At 36.9% G+C, this 15,242-nt stretch carries 17 protein-coding genes; 10 read left to right on the forward strand and 7 right to left on the reverse strand.

The window, feature by feature from the left end; all coding sequences use genetic code 11:
- Positions 1–127 precede the first annotated feature (127 nt).
- The 5 genes from KBP46_RS14630 to KBP46_RS14650 all read left to right on the forward strand — a co-directional run bounded on the left by KBP46_RS14630 (position 128) and on the right by KBP46_RS14650 (position 4,449).
- Positions 128–1,435 carry a hypothetical protein gene (locus KBP46_RS14630; protein WP_216443565.1) on the forward strand — a complete coding sequence of 436 codons (1,308 nt, stop codon included), beginning with the start codon at positions 128–130 and terminating at the stop codon, positions 1,433–1,435.
- Positions 1,436–1,591: 156 nt separating this feature from the next.
- Entirely contained in the window at positions 1,592–1,834 is a 243-nt protein-coding gene (locus KBP46_RS14635; RefSeq protein ID WP_047426682.1) for a hypothetical protein, read from the forward strand.
- A gap of 157 nt (positions 1,835–1,991) precedes the next feature.
- Positions 1,992–2,585 (forward strand): porin family protein, encoded by a 594-nt coding sequence (locus tag KBP46_RS14640; RefSeq protein WP_123278688.1) that lies wholly within the window; start codon positions 1,992–1,994, stop codon positions 2,583–2,585.
- Positions 2,586–2,663: 78 nt separating this feature from the next.
- On the forward strand, positions 2,664–3,725 hold the full coding sequence (locus KBP46_RS14645) for a sensor histidine kinase (RefSeq protein ID WP_123278689.1): 1,062 nt from the start codon (positions 2,664–2,666) through the stop codon (positions 3,723–3,725).
- The gene (locus KBP46_RS14650) at positions 3,715–4,449 is read left to right on the forward strand and encodes a LytTR family DNA-binding domain-containing protein (RefSeq protein ID WP_120232368.1); all 735 of its coding nucleotides are present in this window, start codon (positions 3,715–3,717) and stop codon (positions 4,447–4,449) included. The genes KBP46_RS14645 and KBP46_RS14650 overlap by 11 nt, the downstream gene beginning before the upstream one ends.
- Positions 4,450–4,500: 51 nt before the next feature.
- Here KBP46_RS14650 and KBP46_RS14655 read toward each other — a convergent pair whose 3' ends face one another.
- From KBP46_RS14655 to KBP46_RS14675, 5 genes are all read right to left on the reverse strand, one after another.
- Complete coding sequence (locus KBP46_RS14655) at positions 4,501–5,409, reverse strand: DUF6268 family outer membrane beta-barrel protein (protein ID WP_062672958.1); 909 nt, start codon at positions 5,407–5,409, stop codon at positions 4,501–4,503.
- 84 nt (positions 5,410–5,493) lie between these two features.
- Positions 5,494–6,729, reverse strand: a complete 1,236-nt coding sequence (locus KBP46_RS14660) for a multidrug effflux MFS transporter (RefSeq protein WP_216443566.1) — start codon at positions 6,727–6,729, stop codon at positions 5,494–5,496.
- A 169-nt stretch (positions 6,730–6,898) separates the two neighbouring features.
- Positions 6,899–7,717 (reverse strand): helix-turn-helix domain-containing protein, encoded by an 819-nt coding sequence (locus KBP46_RS14665; RefSeq protein ID WP_062672954.1) that lies wholly within the window; start codon positions 7,715–7,717, stop codon positions 6,899–6,901.
- A gap of 92 nt (positions 7,718–7,809) precedes the next feature.
- A complete protein-coding gene (gene thiL / locus KBP46_RS14670) occupies positions 7,810–8,862 on the reverse strand; it encodes a thiamine-phosphate kinase (RefSeq protein ID WP_062672952.1) in 1,053 nt (350 codons plus the stop codon).
- Between the two features lie 88 nt (positions 8,863–8,950).
- A complete protein-coding gene (locus tag KBP46_RS14675; protein ID WP_062673764.1) occupies positions 8,951–9,445 on the reverse strand; it encodes a thioesterase family protein in 495 nt (164 codons plus the stop codon).
- Positions 9,446–9,559: 114 nt separating this feature from the next.
- Here KBP46_RS14675 and KBP46_RS14680 point away from each other — a divergent pair, with 114 nt between their 5' ends.
- The 5 genes from KBP46_RS14680 to KBP46_RS14700 are packed head-to-tail and all read left to right on the forward strand — an operon-like array spanning position 9,560 to position 14,084.
- Positions 9,560–10,762 (forward strand): NAD(P)/FAD-dependent oxidoreductase, encoded by a 1,203-nt coding sequence (locus KBP46_RS14680; protein WP_216443567.1) that lies wholly within the window; start codon positions 9,560–9,562, stop codon positions 10,760–10,762.
- Between the two features lie 31 nt (positions 10,763–10,793).
- On the forward strand, positions 10,794–12,092 hold the full coding sequence (locus KBP46_RS14685; RefSeq protein ID WP_216443568.1) for an alpha/beta fold hydrolase: 1,299 nt from the start codon (positions 10,794–10,796) through the stop codon (positions 12,090–12,092).
- A gap of 19 nt (positions 12,093–12,111) precedes the next feature.
- Positions 12,112–12,522, forward strand: coding sequence for an energy transducer TonB (locus KBP46_RS14690; RefSeq protein ID WP_216443569.1), 411 nt, complete (start codon positions 12,112–12,114; stop codon positions 12,520–12,522).
- A gap of 6 nt (positions 12,523–12,528) precedes the next feature.
- Positions 12,529–13,167, forward strand: coding sequence for a DUF2306 domain-containing protein (locus tag KBP46_RS14695; protein WP_123278692.1), 639 nt, complete (start codon positions 12,529–12,531; stop codon positions 13,165–13,167).
- The gene (locus tag KBP46_RS14700) at positions 13,164–14,084 is read left to right on the forward strand and encodes a YARHG domain-containing protein (RefSeq protein WP_062672941.1); all 921 of its coding nucleotides are present in this window, start codon (positions 13,164–13,166) and stop codon (positions 14,082–14,084) included. The genes KBP46_RS14695 and KBP46_RS14700 overlap by 4 nt, the downstream gene beginning before the upstream one ends.
- A gap of 25 nt (positions 14,085–14,109) precedes the next feature.
- On the opposite strand, the gene KBP46_RS14705 is transcribed toward KBP46_RS14700, so the two are convergent.
- Together KBP46_RS14705 and KBP46_RS14710 are read right to left on the reverse strand one after the other, a co-directional pair.
- Positions 14,110–14,505 (reverse strand): DUF2809 domain-containing protein, encoded by a 396-nt coding sequence (locus tag KBP46_RS14705; RefSeq protein ID WP_216443570.1) that lies wholly within the window; start codon positions 14,503–14,505, stop codon positions 14,110–14,112.
- A 75-nt stretch (positions 14,506–14,580) separates the two neighbouring features.
- Positions 14,581–15,237, reverse strand: coding sequence for a thioredoxin family protein (locus KBP46_RS14710; protein ID WP_216443571.1), 657 nt, complete (start codon positions 15,235–15,237; stop codon positions 14,581–14,583).
- Positions 15,238–15,242 lie beyond the last annotated feature (5 nt).

Below are 15,242 nucleotides of genomic sequence, written 5' to 3' on the forward strand. Positions count from 1 at the left end.
GTTTTTATTTTTCATATAATAAAAACATAATCAAAGATCATTATGTTGTTGATATTAATTTAACACAATTCTTTTGTAAGTTTTAAATAATTCACTTAATTTTGATTAAACCTTAAAATCACTTTATATGAAAATGAAATCCAACCACTTTAAAATCAACAGAAATTTTTACTTTTCCTTTCTATTTTCTTTTTTCTGTTTGTTTCTTTTAACGTCTTGTTCTCAGGATGATCCGGCGGATGCTCCTGTTGAAAAACCTGCAGAGTCTACCCCTATGAAGACTTTGGGAAATCTGACTTTACAGAAGAATGTTATTATTCTGAATGATGAATCAGTAAATGCCATTTCAACTCACAATGAAGGAGAAATTACATTTAGCCGTATGACACCGCAAACGGATAGCATCTCCGTGGGAACAGTTATTGTAGGGACTAAAATAGAAGGAGATCAAGTGAACACCATTCTTTCAAAAGTAAGTTCTGTCTCAAAATTGAACAACCAATTTACAGTACAGACTTCCAGTGCGAAGCTTGAAGAATTTATCTACAGCGGAACCCTGAGCGGTGTGTATGATCCATCCGGTAAAGCTCCCGTCAATATTGATGGAAGAATGGTGAATTATATTCCTGTAGAAGGGATGGTTTCTGAGCAGATCAATCAAAGAATACATTCTATTGAAGCTAAAAACCTTCAAAATCAGAAATTAATTACTTTCAACCGTTATAATTTTAATAAAACGTATTCCTTTCCTCTAACTTCAGCTGGAACATCCAGTGTAAATGTACAAGGAGGATTTACACCAAAGATTGATTATAATATCACATTCTCATGGGGACATTTGTCTAACTTCTATGTTAACCTCATCATGGATGATATCAGACTTCAGAGTACGGCAACTATTGTAGGAAGCCTGGGCTACACCGCAAGTACTACAGACTATCTAAATATTCCTATCGTTCCTATTGTTTTGGGACCTACAGGACTGATCTTAAGCCCTACCCTATCTGCCGGACCTTTTCTGGGAGTACAGGCTACAGGAAAAGTACAGGCAAAGCTTTTGGATCTTGAAGGAAATGCTAACTTTTTAGTAAGCAAAACTCCGGAGATTAACATTAATCTTCAAAAGAAATCAGAACCTGCTATTACTCTTGCAGAGGGAAATTTATCTGCTGAAGGTGGTTTAGAAGCAAAAGGAGCTGTAGGATTAATGTTCCTTACCATTCCTATTGCTAACTCAGGGTTGAAAGGAAGAGCCTCTGCCCTTTCATCTTTAGGATTAACTCTTGTTCCTGCAAGAAAAGGAGTGATTACAGTAAAAGGTAAAATCCAGGCGGATATGTTCTACGGCTTTGGAATTGCTCCTTTACGATATGAAGGAACCATTCCTCTTTTCCAAAAAGAACGTGTGCTGTACCAGAAGGAATTTAATTTCTAAATACTACTTTTCTTATTCATCATAAAAAGCCACTTTCAGAGTGGCTTTTCTTTACATAAAAGCTCCACATAAAATTCATTTACAACACATTAAGACAATTTTATTATATTTACAAGGATGTACAATTGTAAACAATAACATTTAATACCAATTATCATGAAAACAATGAAAAAACTTTTGAGAAAAGACTTATCTGCAATTCTGGGCAGCGGCATAGATGGCTGTCATATGGGAGGCAACTCTTACAATTGTCAGGACGACTGTCAATGCGCATGGGGATACGCTTGTGAAATGTATGAAGACGGAAATCCGGGACAATGCATTGCAGTAGGTGGCGGTGGAAATCCTGGCGGAGGTGGATGTACTCCTCCTTCTATTTGTGAGGAACAGCCTTATTAAAATGAACTAATAAAAACCGGAAGTATTTCTGCTTCCGGTTTTATTTTTCACCTTAAAAAAGATCCTTATCAAAGCATCTCTGCCATTCATCAAATAAAATTTAATTTCATCCGCCATAGTTGTTGTTTTGCATCAGATTTTTAACAATAATTAAATTATGAAGCAGCAATTTTTCGCTTTAACTGCATTGCTATTATGCATTTTTTGCAGCATGGAAACTAAAGCACAACAGACTCCGGCTTTTCACATTGGGGTAAAGGGAGGGGTAAACTTTACAAAAACCTCCACGGAATCTTCTTTAGAAGGGAAATACGGATTCGGTTATCAGGCAGGTGTAATGACAAGAATGGATATCGGAAAACTGTATGTGCAGGGAGAAGCTCTGTTCAACAAAAGAAAAACATCATACCAATCCCAAGACGGAAGCTCTTCAAAACTTTCATGGAACGCTATTGATATTCCTGTGGTAGTAGGATATAAACTGATTAAAGCAGATGACTTTAATGTGAGAGTATTTGCCGGAGGTGTTTACAGCTATGCTTTCAACAATAAAGTATCTGCCTCTCAGGCCATTCAGGAAGGGTTTAAAAAGTTTGACAAATCCAATATTGGCGTTACAGGAGGTGTAGGATTAGATTATAAGAACTTCACGGTAGATCTGAGATATGAGACGGGTCTTACGAGCATCAGTAAAGAGTTTAAGTCCAAACCCCACAGTTTTTCCCTTGGGATAGGTTATTTCCTGTTCTAAGAAACTTAAATTATCTTTACCATTAGAAACTGTTTTCCCTGCAGTTTCTAATTTTTTTATCAACCTATTTCCAATTCCATGACAAAATCTTTTATTGTAAAAGAATATATATTCACTTTTATTTTCTGGCTTGTATTAGCGATTGTATTGTGGTTTAATTTCCAGAGTACAACAGAAAGTTATCTTGCGATGACCCAGGCTGCGATCATTGCGGCATTTTCGTTTACATTTACTCACTTTTTAACCAATAAGCTTCTTCCGAAAGCACTTCGGGAAAAGAAAATGAAACTGTTCCTGGTACAGCTGGTAATGGTTATTTTCATGCTTAGTTTGGTTTTCTCCGTTATATTCACGTATCTTGAAGTGGAGCCCAAAGATCAGCTTCCTGAAAACTTCACAGATCAGCTACCTTTTTTGTGGAAGGGGTTTTATATGTCTCTGCCTGCCTCATTTCTTATCAACGGAGCAGCGTGTGGTGTAAAATTTTATAATGAACACGGAAGAATAGAGCGGGATCATATTCTCCTTCAGCAGGCGCATCTGGAAAACCAGCTCAAGCTTTTACAGGACCAGATCAATCCTCATGTGGTATTTAATATCCTGAATCATATTCATATTCTGATGAAAACGGACACCCAGCTTGCTGATTTTTTGCTTATGAAATTTTCGGATATTCTCCGGTATCAGCTGTACCATTGCAATCAGCCACTGGTACCTTTGGATAAAGAGATTGAGTATCTCCAAAACCTTGTTGAGGTAGAAAAACTGAGGTGGGGAAATGAGCTGGACGTAAAAGCCCAATGGCAGATCAATAACAGAAAAGCTTCTATTGCTCCTTTACTTTTGGTTCCTTTCATAGAAAATGCATTTAAATACGTTTGCAGGCTACCAGGACATAAAGGTTATGTGAAAATCTCCTGCAAAGAAAAGAATAACAGTCTTTATTTTTATGTCGAAAATTCCTATTCGGATATGGCAACCTATAAAAAGAAAGACGGAACGGGTGGAATTGGTCTTCAAAATGTAAAAAAACGGTTGAAATTACAATATCCGGACGCCCATGATCTGAATATCGAATCCGATAATCACATCTTTAGAATAACATTAACACTAACACTATCTGACAGTTATGAGCTCTAATATTCCTAAAATGAAATGCCTTATTATTGATGATGAGCCTCTCGCTAGATTCCATCTTAAAGAACTGGCCGGTCAGATTGATTTTGTATCGGTTGAAGGAACGTGTGCAACAGCATTGGAAGCCGACGCAAAGGTAAAGGAGAGTGAAATAGACCTTCTCTTCCTGGATATCAACATGCCTTATCTTACGGGCCTTGAATTTCTGGAACAGCTTGAGAATCCTCCTTTATGTATTCTCACTACTGCTTATTCTGAATATGCGCTGGAAGGATTTCGTCTTCAGGTGGTAGATTATCTGTTAAAACCCATTGCCTTCAACCGGTTTTATCAGGCGGTAAATAAGGCTCAGCAGCAATTTATCATCAGTGAAAAGCTGAAAAAAAATACTTCGCTTGATGATCCTTTTCTGTATGTAAGGCAATCTGATACTTTCATTAAAATTTCTTGGGTAGACATTCTCTACATTGAAAGTATGCAAAACTACACCAAGCTTCATTTTAAAGATAAATCACTGATTATTCATCAGACTATGAAAGCTATTGAAGAATCCCTTCCTTCAGATCATTTTTTCAGGATTCATAAATCCTACCTCATCAATATTACCCATATTGATATGATTTCGGGAGGACGTCTTTTCATTAATAAAATTGAGCTTCCGATATCCCGTACCCGAAAGGAAGAACTGCTTAATCAGGTTGTTTATAAGAAATTAATCAGTAAATAGAAGAAAAAGCAGGAAGCAGGGAATTTAATAACTCCAGGCTTCCGGTATTTTTTATGGAAGATTCCAGCGTAGTGATAATGCTGCATAAAATGTGCTTGAAAATCTGGGATCTGCTATCTTCTTGTCTCTGAAAATACTGCTGATTTTGCGGTCATTTTCGCTGAAGCTCCTCAATATGGCAGTTCCGCCGGTGAGGCGCAAAGTAAGCCGGTCGTTAATTTTTAATTCCGGTCTGAGTCCTGCAGTGATCTGCTGATATCCTAGCAACATCGATTTTCCGTTTATATTTCTTTCGGCAGTCATTCCATTCAGTTCTACAACAGCCTTTAAAGTAAATTTATCTGAAAAAAGATATCCGGCTTCCATCCCTTCCGGGAAATTGATCTTAAACTTAACTTTTCCGTTTGTTTTCCAATCGAAATAAATCCAGGGCAAAATCATAGGAACACCAAAAGCAGTAGTAAGCACCGGACCGGCTCCCAACGAAAGGTTAGGATTAAAATGTCTGATAAATAAAATTCCACCCTGTCCAAGTACATCATCGAAATCTATTTTCTCAAGGTCGGTATATACTCCTACCGATGCCGTCATCATCATACTCCACTTTTTACCTAAAGGTCTCATATGCTGTATTCCGGCCTGTGCATTCAGCATCTGATCAGGAAACAACTGAGTTTCGTAATTTTTATGCGTCATCTTTGCATAAGAGCCACTTAATAGCATAGACCACGACCTTACCTTCCCGTCAGTATCTTTTTTTACAGATAACGGAATACTTAGATTCAGATCGACTCTTTTAAAATCACTTTTAGAACTGGTCTTTGTACTATCTTCCGGACGGATGTAATTGGATGCAGGAATATATTCGGTTTTAAGCTCTGCGGAAAGCCCAGACTGTGCACTTACCCCATATCCTAATGGCAATATACAGCATAAAGCTGTCGAAAGGGTTCTTTTCATATTTAAATTTTATGCAAAGAGAACCCTTTGACTATTTTTTACAAAAATTACTTGATTAAGTGCCCGGATTGTATGACAACCGGATTAAATAACAGGATCAATTTCCGGATTAGAACTGGTGTTTAAGCTTTCTCTTTTTTGAGTTTTAAAAATCCGGTATCCGAACCACACTGCAATCAATGCCATTGCTGAACGTGTTACCACCATAGGAATGATAGAATCTGCTTCTAAGAATCCTATCAAACCTGATAGTAAGAAAGTTACCATCAACTGCATAAAACCAAGCAGTGCCGCAGCTGTTCCTCTGCCTTCTTTGAATGGAGACAAAGCATGAGCTGATGTAATAGGAAACAAAATACCAATAGCCAGTAATGACAGATACAACATAGCAATTTCTAAGGCTACAGAAAGATTTTCAGCTGCAATCAGAATATGAAGGGTACATACCACCAATAAAACAATTGTAGCAGCAAATAAAAGTGTTGAATTGCTTATTCTTTTGATCAGTTTAGGCGTAATATAAGCGGCTGTTATCAATGCCAGTGAGTTAAAAGCAAATATAAAGCTAAATGTACCACTCGAAAATCCATGGATCTCCATGAATAAAAACGGTGCATTGGAGATATAAATAATCAAAGAAGCAAAGGCAATACTTCCTACCAGGGTGCTGTTGATAAAGTCTCTGTTGGAAATGATCATTTTCAGCTGATCTTTTAGTCCTTTTTCATTCAACATCTCATCATCGGAAAGATGAATTCTGGTATTGGTTTCCGGCACATACTTGTAGACCATGAAAAAGGTAATCAGCCCCATGATGCATAAAAAGGCAAAAGAACTGTTCCATCCCCAGAATTTAAGGAATACACTTCCCAGTAACGGAGCTACAATCGGGGCAATACCACTGATCTGCGACTGCTGTGAAAAGATAGTGACAGCCTTATGCTTATCATAGAGATCAATAATAATTGCCCTTCCGATAACAATTCCGGCACTTCCTCCGAATGCCTGTAGGAAACGCATGCCCCATAATACATAAATATCGGAGGTAAAGTAGATAGCTGTAGCTCCTATGATAAAAAGCAAAAGTCCGCAATACAACATGGGTTTTCTTCCTTTTTTGTCTGATAAAGGTCCCCATAACAGCTGCCCGAAAGCAAATCCGGCAAAAAACACAGAAATGGATACCTGAATGTGTCCGATATCGGTATTAAAAATCTTCGCCATACTTGGGAAAGCGGGAAGATAAAGGTCTATACTTAACGACTCTAACGTGTTGAGTAGTGCGAGAATAAACACTACGATGTTCAAATTCTTCTTCATAAATAACAATAAGCCTTCTCAGGCGATTTTTTCAGCTGCAAAATTGCTGTAAAAAGTATCGTTTTTCAATAAAAGAACTGAAGGAAGGATAGCACAAACTGAGGATTACTCTATCTGATTACCCCCGGATTATTTATTTAAAATAAAAAACAAAGGAACATTCTGAGGATTAACCTTTTCCAGGCCTGAATCCTTCCGGATTCTGCCGGGTATGCTTTTTAAAAAACCGGGAAAAGTAAGAAGCATCGCTAAAACCTAGTTTAAAAGCAATCTCCTTTACCGTTAAAGCGCCAAAACTAAGCTCTCTTTTGGCTTCCAGAATAAGTCTCTGCGCAATCATTTTTTTCACTGTCGTTCCTCTTGAAAGCCGGACAATGTCATTGAGGTGATGGGCACTTATTTTGAGCTGTTCAGCATAAAAGTCTGTATTTTTCTCTGTGATATAATACTCTTCTATCAAGGCTGCAAGTTGCTGAATCCTCGGTTTTTCATCTTCAGCAGTATTCTGCATCGTAATCTGATCTGTAATGATCAGGCAGAAGGCTCTCAGATAAGCTTTTAAAATTTCAACACGCCCGGATCCCAGATATTCTCTTTTAATCATTGAAATAAGCATATTTCCGGTTTCACTGCTTTCTGCATCCAAAAAGAAAGGTCTTGCTCCGTTGGCCAAGACCACTTCCGTATCACAGGCTTCTTTGAAAATTTCTTTGCTTATGGCCAGCACATAGCCTTTTTCATCACGGAGTTTCATATTAAAAACCTGACCGGGAACGATAATACAGAGCTGATTATTTTTTACGGTATAGCTTTCAAAATCCAGTTCAAGACGGCTATCTGTATGTACTTCTTTGAACCAGATAATCTCAAAAAAATTATGCCGATGAATATCCTCGAAGTTCTCCGGATGTCCATTTTCTAAAGTGTTGACCTGAAATTCTTCAGACATCAGATTATGAACAGGAATATTTTTTTCAGATGAATTCATTGCTAATGTATTTGATCAGAGAAAGCGAAAACCGCAGCAAAAAATACTACGGTTTTCTTACAATATTTAAAATTAAATATAATTTTTCGATTTTATTGGCTTAAAAAAGCATCCCATCCCTGAGCGGTCAGAGCAACCAATTGGTTTGATCCTCTGGCTACCATAAAGTTTCCTTCTTCTTTTTCTACGGCATGCCCTATAATGGTAAAGTCAGGGTGATTTTTAATTTTATCAAAGTCTCCCGATGAGATCGTGAATAACAATTCATAATCTTCACCACCACTTAAAGCTGTCATTACAGGATTTAAGTTCATTTCATCTGCTGTAGAGATCGTAAGATTGTCTAACGGAATTTTTTCCTCGTACAATCTGAATCCAACATTGGATTGATCTGAAAGGTGAAGGATTTCGGAAGCCAGACCATCTGAAATATCAATCATAGAAGTTGGTTTAATATCCAGTTCTTCCAGAATCTTTTTAACGTCTGTTCTTGCTTCAGGCTTCAGCTGTCTTTCAAGGATATAATCATAGCCCTCCATTTCTGGCTGCATATTCGGATTAGCAAGGTACACAGCATGTTCTCTTTCCAGAATCTGTAAGCCCATATAGGCTCCACCTAAATCTCCTGTTACAACAAGAAGATCATTTGGTTTTGCACCACTTCTTTTTACGATGTTTTCTTCATTTTCAATTCCTACAGCGGTAATACTCATTACAAGACCCGAATTAGAACTTGTTGTATCTCCTCCGATAAGGTCAACCTTATATCTTCCACATGCTGCCTGAATTCCTGAATAGATTTCTTCTAATGCTTCCACTGGAAAACGATTGGACACCGCAAGGGAAACCAATATCTGTGTAGGTGTTGCATTCATTGCTGCAATATCGCTCAGGTTTACCACTACCGCTTTATAGCCTAAATGCTTTAAGGGAACATATCCTAAATTAAAGTGTACACCCTCCGCCAATACATCTGTTGTAAGAACTACTTTTTTGTTATCAGGATTAATAACTGCTGCATCATCTCCTACTCCAAGCTCTGAAGATTCATTGGATAACGGAAAATACTCTGTCAAATGTTTAATAAGACCAAATTCTCCTAATTTTGAAATGGGCGTCAGCTCCTGTGATTTATCTTCAAACATAAATTTCTTTTTATAAGTGATGGTTGATAAATGATAATTGATATTCCTGAATACAGATTTTCATTCTGTATCAACCATCATTCATCATTTATATATTAATTTCAGCCGGGTCAATATTGTGTGGGTGGAAAGGAAACTTTTTGAAATCTTCTTTCGATAATACAACAGTGTCCGCGGTTTTATATTTATTCATTGCTTCCACTACATCATCCGGCGGAGTGGTCATTTTTCTAAGCATCATATCAATCCATACGCCTGTAGCTTCTGCCGTAGCACAGTGCATTCCGTCCGGTGTATAGAATTTGTGTACGAAACGATAGATGGAAGAGTCTTCTGCACATCCGTCTATTTCCACACTTACGATTACCGTCTGATCTGCATAGATCTCTTTGAAGAAAGAATATCTTTCATGCAGGATCACCGGGCCGATTCCCCATCTGCTCAGCTGGGTAACCCCCATTTTCTCTTTAGTCATAAAAGCCATTCTGGCCTGTGCACAATATTGCACATATGATGAATTGGCCAGGTGCTTATTGGCATCAAGGTCGCTCCATCTTACTTCAAATTTATGGTAGAAAATCATATGAAAATCGTTTTTGATATAATTAAAATTATAATCTTCAAAAATACTCAAATAAGATGGTTTATAAAAATTGTACTTTTGAAAAAATAATCTTCCGCATAGGATTACCCATACATGAAACAGATCATTATTATCGGAGGCGGTGCTGCAGGCTTTTTCTGCGCATCTAATCTTGACGAAAAGAAATATACAATTACAATTTTAGAACAGAACTCAGATGTCCTTCAGAAAGTTAAAATTTCCGGAGGCGGACGCTGCAATGTTACTCACGCATGCTTTGATCCAAGAGAACTGGTGCAGTTTTATCCCCGTGGAAACAAGGAATTACTAAGTGTATTTACTAAATTTCAGCCTGGTGATACAATGGAATGGTTTGACCAGCGTAATGTTCCTTTAAAAATTGAAAATGATAACAGAACTTTTCCTGAAAGCAACTCTTCCCAGACCATCATCAATACTTTTCTGAATGAAACTCAAAAGAAAAATGTCACGGTGCGGACAAAATGTACGGTAAAAGAGATTGAAAAACAGGACGAAAAATATATTGTAAAGACCAATTCTGGAGATTTTGAAGCAGATTATATCGTTTATACGACCGGAAGTTCTCCAAAATCATTGAAAATTGTCGAAAATCTGGGGCATAAGATTGTAGACCTTGTGCCTTCCCTTTTCACCTTCAATATTAAAGATGAATTGCTGAAAGACCTTCCTGGAACAAGCTTTGAAAATGCCGGAATTTCTATTCCTAAACTTAAAACGGAAGAAAGCGGGCCTTTGCTTATTACGCACTGGGGACTTTCCGGACCTGCTGTTCTGAAAATATCTGCGTGGGAAGCCATCAGTCTGGCAAAACTTAAATACAACTTTGAAATTGAAGTGAATTTCATTTCCATAGAAATGGATGAAGCAGAAGAAGTATTCCATAATTTCAAGCAAAGCAACCCTAAAAAAACCATCGGACAATCAAAGATCTTTGATATTACCAACAGATTCTGGCAGAAAATCTTAGAAATTTCAAAGGTCGATCTCAACAAACAGGTGGCTAATATTTCCGGAAAAGAGATGCAGAAAATCCTAGAAAACCTTTGCCGAAAAAAGTTTCAGGTGACCGGAAAATCTACTTTCAAAGATGAGTTTGTAACAGCTGGAGGTGTTGATTTAAAGGAAATTAACTTTAAAAACATGTCTTCCAAATTACTTCCTAATTTCTATATTGCCGGAGAAGTTCTGAATATTGACGCCGTGACCGGAGGATTCAATTTCCAGGCATGCTGGAGTGAAGGATGGCTGATTGCACAGGATCTTAACAGCTTGTAAAAAATGATTACTTTTAATAAAAACTAAATACATGAAAAAAAATTTCGGTTTCTTTCTTTTACTATGGTTCTTTTTAGGACACAGCCAGGAAAAAACAATCGTCTCTGACTGGACATCATTCACACAAGCTGTCAATATAGAGCATAAACAGAATTGGAATTTCCGTATAACGGCAAAAATCAGAAAAGAGAATGAGGATAATGGCTCCAATTGTGGGTTATGGTGCAGAATAAATAATAAAGATGAGTCTACCAGTTTCTTTGAAAATCAATATTATGGAATCCAGGTAACCCGTGAATGGAAAACCTACGAAATAAAAGGAACCATCAATCCATCTGCGAAGACCATGACTATCGGAGCATTTGCTCAAAACAACGGGGATTTTTATTTTGACGATTTTAAGCTGGAAGTCAATGATGGAAAGTCAAAAAAGTGGATTGAAATCCCTTTGGAAAATTCAGGTTTTGAGAAAGATATTACATCAGGTGGCTGGTTTGAAGGAATCCATTCTCAGAAAATAAAGCACGTAAAGCATTTTACCATTGAAACTTCGGATTATCAACCATTCAGTGGTAACAAATCTTTGTTGATTAAAGGTCGTGGTATTATCGGAACAATGCCGGAAGGAAAATTTATGGATGTTAACGGCATCAAATTATATTATGAAACCTATGGAGAAGGTGAGCCGGTTCTTATGCTTCATGGTAATGGCCAATCTATCAGTGCCTTTATGAACCAAAAAGACACCTTTGCTAAAAAATACAAAGTGATCATTATAGATTGCCGTGAAAGAGGAAGATCTACTTATGACAAAACGAAGGAACTTACCTTCGATATTCAGACAGAGGATATTAAGCAGTTTTTAGAAAAGCTGAACATCAAAAAAACAAAAATTCTGGGCTGGAGTGACGGAGGAATTCTAGCACTGTCTATGGCCATGAAATATCCGGAAATGGTAGACAAAATTGCCTGTTCAGGAGCCAATATTTTTCCGGAAGGAGTCAAAGATCATGATTTAAAATCCATGAAAGAAATGCTTGTAAGCCTTACTAAAGAGAACAAAGACCATAAAAATGACATCTTTATTGATCTTCTGAATCTGGATTTGAAGTACCCTCAATGGAAGTATGAAGACCTGAATAAAATTCAGTGTCCATCATTAATCATTGCTGGTGATAATGATCTTATAAAAACAGAACATACGGTAAAAATCGCAGAATCTATCCCCAAAGGACAATTAGCCATTATCCCCAATGCCAATCATTATGTTCCCGAAGAAAAACCGGAATTATTCAATGAATTAGTCATTGATTTCTTTGAAAATAAATAATCTGAATAAAAAATAAACCATGAAAAAAATAGTAACCTTCGCGTTGTGCCTTGGATTTGGGCTCGCATTTTCTCAGGTAAAGGAAACTGAAATTTTACCAGCTAAAGATCAGTCTGAAGAGCCTGTTTTGTCAAAAGACATAAAATCTGCAGAATATCCCGGAGGACTGATGGCACTTCGAAAAGATATTGCTGACAGAATAAGGACGAGAAAAATAAAAGGGAAAGGTATAATCACTGCGAGGGCAAAGTTTACAGTTAATGTTGAAGGTAAAATAGATGACATCATAGTAACCGGAGATAATGCCGATTTCAATAAAGAAACAGAAAGAGCTTTAAAGTCTTTGAAAGCCCAATGGAAACCAGCAAAATCTAATGGCATAATTGTCCGCAGCTATTATACTTTTCCTCTTAATATAAACTTTGAATAACGGACAATGTTATCCGCCAAAAGAAATACTGCAGTTTTCTTTAAAATCCTTTTAGTTCTTGGATTTGCATATTTCTTTTGGCTGATGCTGAAAATCACCTTAGAATATATTCCTTTTAATCCTGAAGTCAGCTTTCTGATGATTAAACAGACAGAAGTATCGGAAAGACCGGAATATCTTTATTTTTTCTATACCCATGTTTATACGAGCATCTTTGTGCTTTTTTCAGGTTTTCTGGCTCTACTCAGAAGGAATTTTGGCGTCAATAATTTCCACAGGAATATGGGAAAACTATATACTTTTCTCATCCTGATTTTTGCAGCGCCTTCAGGAATTTATATGGGAATTTTTGCCAACGGAGGCCTTTTTTCAAAGATTTCCTTTATTATTTTAGGCTTTTTATGGTGGTTTTCAACATTGAAAGCCTATCAGCTGGCAAGACAGAAAAGGTTTAAAGAACACAAACAATGGATGTGGCGTAGCTTTGCTTTTACTTTATCTGCTATTACCCTGAGAATGTGGAAGGTAATTATTGTATATTTATTTCATCCCAATCCTATGGATGTCTATCAGATCATTGCATGGCTGGGCTGGATTCCCAACATCCTTATTATTGAATATTTAATCACAAAAAAACATCTATGAAAATTGTAAATTACACACTGATTTCCCTGCTTACAGTTGCTATGTTAAGCTGCAAAAAAGAAGGAAAGATTACTGAATCAGGAAAAGATTCTCTGGCTGCAAAGAAGGATTCTGCGGTAGTCCCTGAAGTTCACCAGGAATATTACGGAATTTATACCGGCGAATTTGCCGGAATGGAAAAGGTAGTTGATCAGACAGATGGCTCAGAATATGATGTCAGTAACTACAAAAGAATTTCTTTAAAGATCAACAGGATCACCAAAGACAGTGTTTACGGACAAAGTATCGTGAATGGGAATCAGCGCCCGTTCAGAGGTGTTTTCAATGAGGCTACAACGTCTTTTGTGCTTGATGAACCGGGCAATGACAAAACAGACGGAAGATTTGAAGTAAAATTAAAGGGAGACAGCTTAACCGGAAAGTGGAATGCTTTTGATAAAACAATGGTTAAAGCACCTTCAAAAACGCTTAAACTTATTAAAAAAGAGTTTGTCTATAACCCGAATTTTATGCTGGATAAGGATTCTGACCTTGTAGACTGGTCAAATCCAAAAGAATTTACTGAAAAATACACCGATGAAGAAACCGGAAAAACAGAAAGCTATAAAACCTCTAAAAACCGTATCGCATCTGAAGCCATTTTCAAACTGAATGCTTCCAAGCAGAAACTGACAGAAAAGGATCTTAAAAACTTAAGAAAACTGGATCTTGAGATCATCAAAAATTCAGTATTTGCAAGACATGGCTATTCCTTCAAAAAAGAAACTTACAGAAATTTCTTTGAGCAAACAGACTGGTATATTCCTGTTTCGAGCAATGTAGATAATGATCTTTCGCCTATGGAAAAGGAAAATGTGGCTTTACTGAACCGTTTTACCAAATATGCGGAAGATAAATATGACAGTTTTGGAAGATAGAGAAAAGATTTTTAGGTGGCAGGGATTAAGGAGTAGAGGTTAAACCATCACGGTTTGTCATTTTTACGAAAACATAGAGCAACAGACAGCCTACAGCATAGCAAAGATTATCTATCCATGAGAAAGAATTTCCAATGACAATATACATCAGGCTTCCAGGACGGAAGCCTAGTTTTTCTGCAATATTGAAATACTGTGCAAATTCTACCATCCATGAAAAAATAAGAATTCCCATAATCAGTTTCTGATCATTTACTTTTACGAAACTTTTTACAAACGTGTAAAGAAGCATAACCACAATTACATCCCCAAGATAAGCTCTCACAAAGAAAATATCACTTAGTTTGGTGGCAATCAACACTTCTGCAAGAAATATAAATACGGAGAGAAGCAGATACTTCAGGCTGAACTGGAATTTCATTTTAAATTGAGTTTAAGGCATAAAAAATCGGCATTCTAAGAACACCGATCTTATCATTTTATAAAGACAAATATATTATTTCTTTACTTTGATTGTACATCCGATGGCTACTGTTTTAGTCATTTTTACAGGTTCTCCTTTGATCAGAGCATTTACGGCATCCTGAGCATAGTATTCTGAGACATCATTCGGATTATCATAATTGTTGTCGATAGCACCAATGTATTTTACGATGTTCTTTCCGTTTTCTTTTTTCAGCACAAAAACATGCGGAGTCTTTTTAGCACCGTATTGAGGATAAATTTTCTGCCCTTCATCTACAAGATAAGGAAAAGTAAATCCTTTCTGCTTTGCTCTTTCGATCATCTGCTGATAGCCATCTTCGGGCTGTACGTTGGGATCATTAGGATTAATGGCAATGACCGGATAGCCTTGAGTTTTATATTTTTTATCCAGTTCAATGATTCTGTCCTCATATTTTTTAGCATAAGGACAGTGATTACAAGTAAATACTACTATGAATCCCTTTGCGCTTTTAAAATCACTTAGGGAAACCATTTTCCCGTCGATATTTTTAAGCTTAAAATCGGTAGCTTCGTCCCCTACTTCATAGCCTTTTACAAATAAAATATTCTCTTTCTGTCTTATATTTTTATCATCATCTTTCGCTGTAAAACTTAGTAATCCTAGCCCAACGATGAATGCAGTCATTACAATTTTCAGATTTTTCATAATTT

It is taken from the genome of Chryseobacterium sp. PCH239 (assembly GCF_018924625.1).
GTDB lineage: Bacteria > Bacteroidota > Bacteroidia > Flavobacteriales > Weeksellaceae > Chryseobacterium > Chryseobacterium cucumeris.

What these genes read in the sequence shown, in the direction of transcription:
- KBP46_RS14630 (WP_216443565.1), top strand. Translation starts at nt 128, where the DNA reads ATGAAAATGAAATCCAACCACTTTAAAATCAACAGAAATTTTTACTTT.
- KBP46_RS14635 (WP_047426682.1), top strand. Translation starts at nt 1,592, where the DNA reads ATGAAAACAATGAAAAAACTTTTGAGAAAAGACTTATCTGCAATTCTG.
- KBP46_RS14640 (WP_123278688.1), top strand. Translation starts at nt 1,992, where the DNA reads ATGAAGCAGCAATTTTTCGCTTTAACTGCATTGCTATTATGCATTTTT.
- KBP46_RS14645 (WP_123278689.1), top strand. Translation starts at nt 2,664, where the DNA reads ATGACAAAATCTTTTATTGTAAAAGAATATATATTCACTTTTATTTTC.
- KBP46_RS14650 (WP_120232368.1), top strand. Translation starts at nt 3,715, where the DNA reads ATGAGCTCTAATATTCCTAAAATGAAATGCCTTATTATTGATGATGAG.
- KBP46_RS14655 (WP_062672958.1), bottom strand. Translation starts at nt 5,409, where the DNA reads ATGAAAAGAACCCTTTCGACAGCTTTATGCTGTATATTGCCATTAGGA.
- KBP46_RS14660 (WP_216443566.1), bottom strand. Translation starts at nt 6,729, where the DNA reads ATGAAGAAGAATTTGAACATCGTAGTGTTTATTCTCGCACTACTCAAC.
- KBP46_RS14665 (WP_062672954.1), bottom strand. Translation starts at nt 7,717, where the DNA reads ATGAATTCATCTGAAAAAAATATTCCTGTTCATAATCTGATGTCTGAA.
- thiL (WP_062672952.1), bottom strand. Translation starts at nt 8,862, where the DNA reads ATGTTTGAAGATAAATCACAGGAGCTGACGCCCATTTCAAAATTAGGA.
- KBP46_RS14675 (WP_062673764.1), bottom strand. Translation starts at nt 9,445, where the DNA reads ATGATTTTCTACCATAAATTTGAAGTAAGATGGAGCGACCTTGATGCC.
- KBP46_RS14680 (WP_216443567.1), top strand. Translation starts at nt 9,560, where the DNA reads ATGAAACAGATCATTATTATCGGAGGCGGTGCTGCAGGCTTTTTCTGC.
- KBP46_RS14685 (WP_216443568.1), top strand. Translation starts at nt 10,794, where the DNA reads ATGAAAAAAAATTTCGGTTTCTTTCTTTTACTATGGTTCTTTTTAGGA.
- KBP46_RS14690 (WP_216443569.1), top strand. Translation starts at nt 12,112, where the DNA reads ATGAAAAAAATAGTAACCTTCGCGTTGTGCCTTGGATTTGGGCTCGCA.
- KBP46_RS14695 (WP_123278692.1), top strand. Translation starts at nt 12,529, where the DNA reads ATGTTATCCGCCAAAAGAAATACTGCAGTTTTCTTTAAAATCCTTTTA.
- KBP46_RS14700 (WP_062672941.1), top strand. Translation starts at nt 13,164, where the DNA reads ATGAAAATTGTAAATTACACACTGATTTCCCTGCTTACAGTTGCTATG.
- KBP46_RS14705 (WP_216443570.1), bottom strand. Translation starts at nt 14,505, where the DNA reads ATGAAATTCCAGTTCAGCCTGAAGTATCTGCTTCTCTCCGTATTTATA.
- KBP46_RS14710 (WP_216443571.1), bottom strand. Translation starts at nt 15,237, where the DNA reads ATGAAAAATCTGAAAATTGTAATGACTGCATTCATCGTTGGGCTAGGA.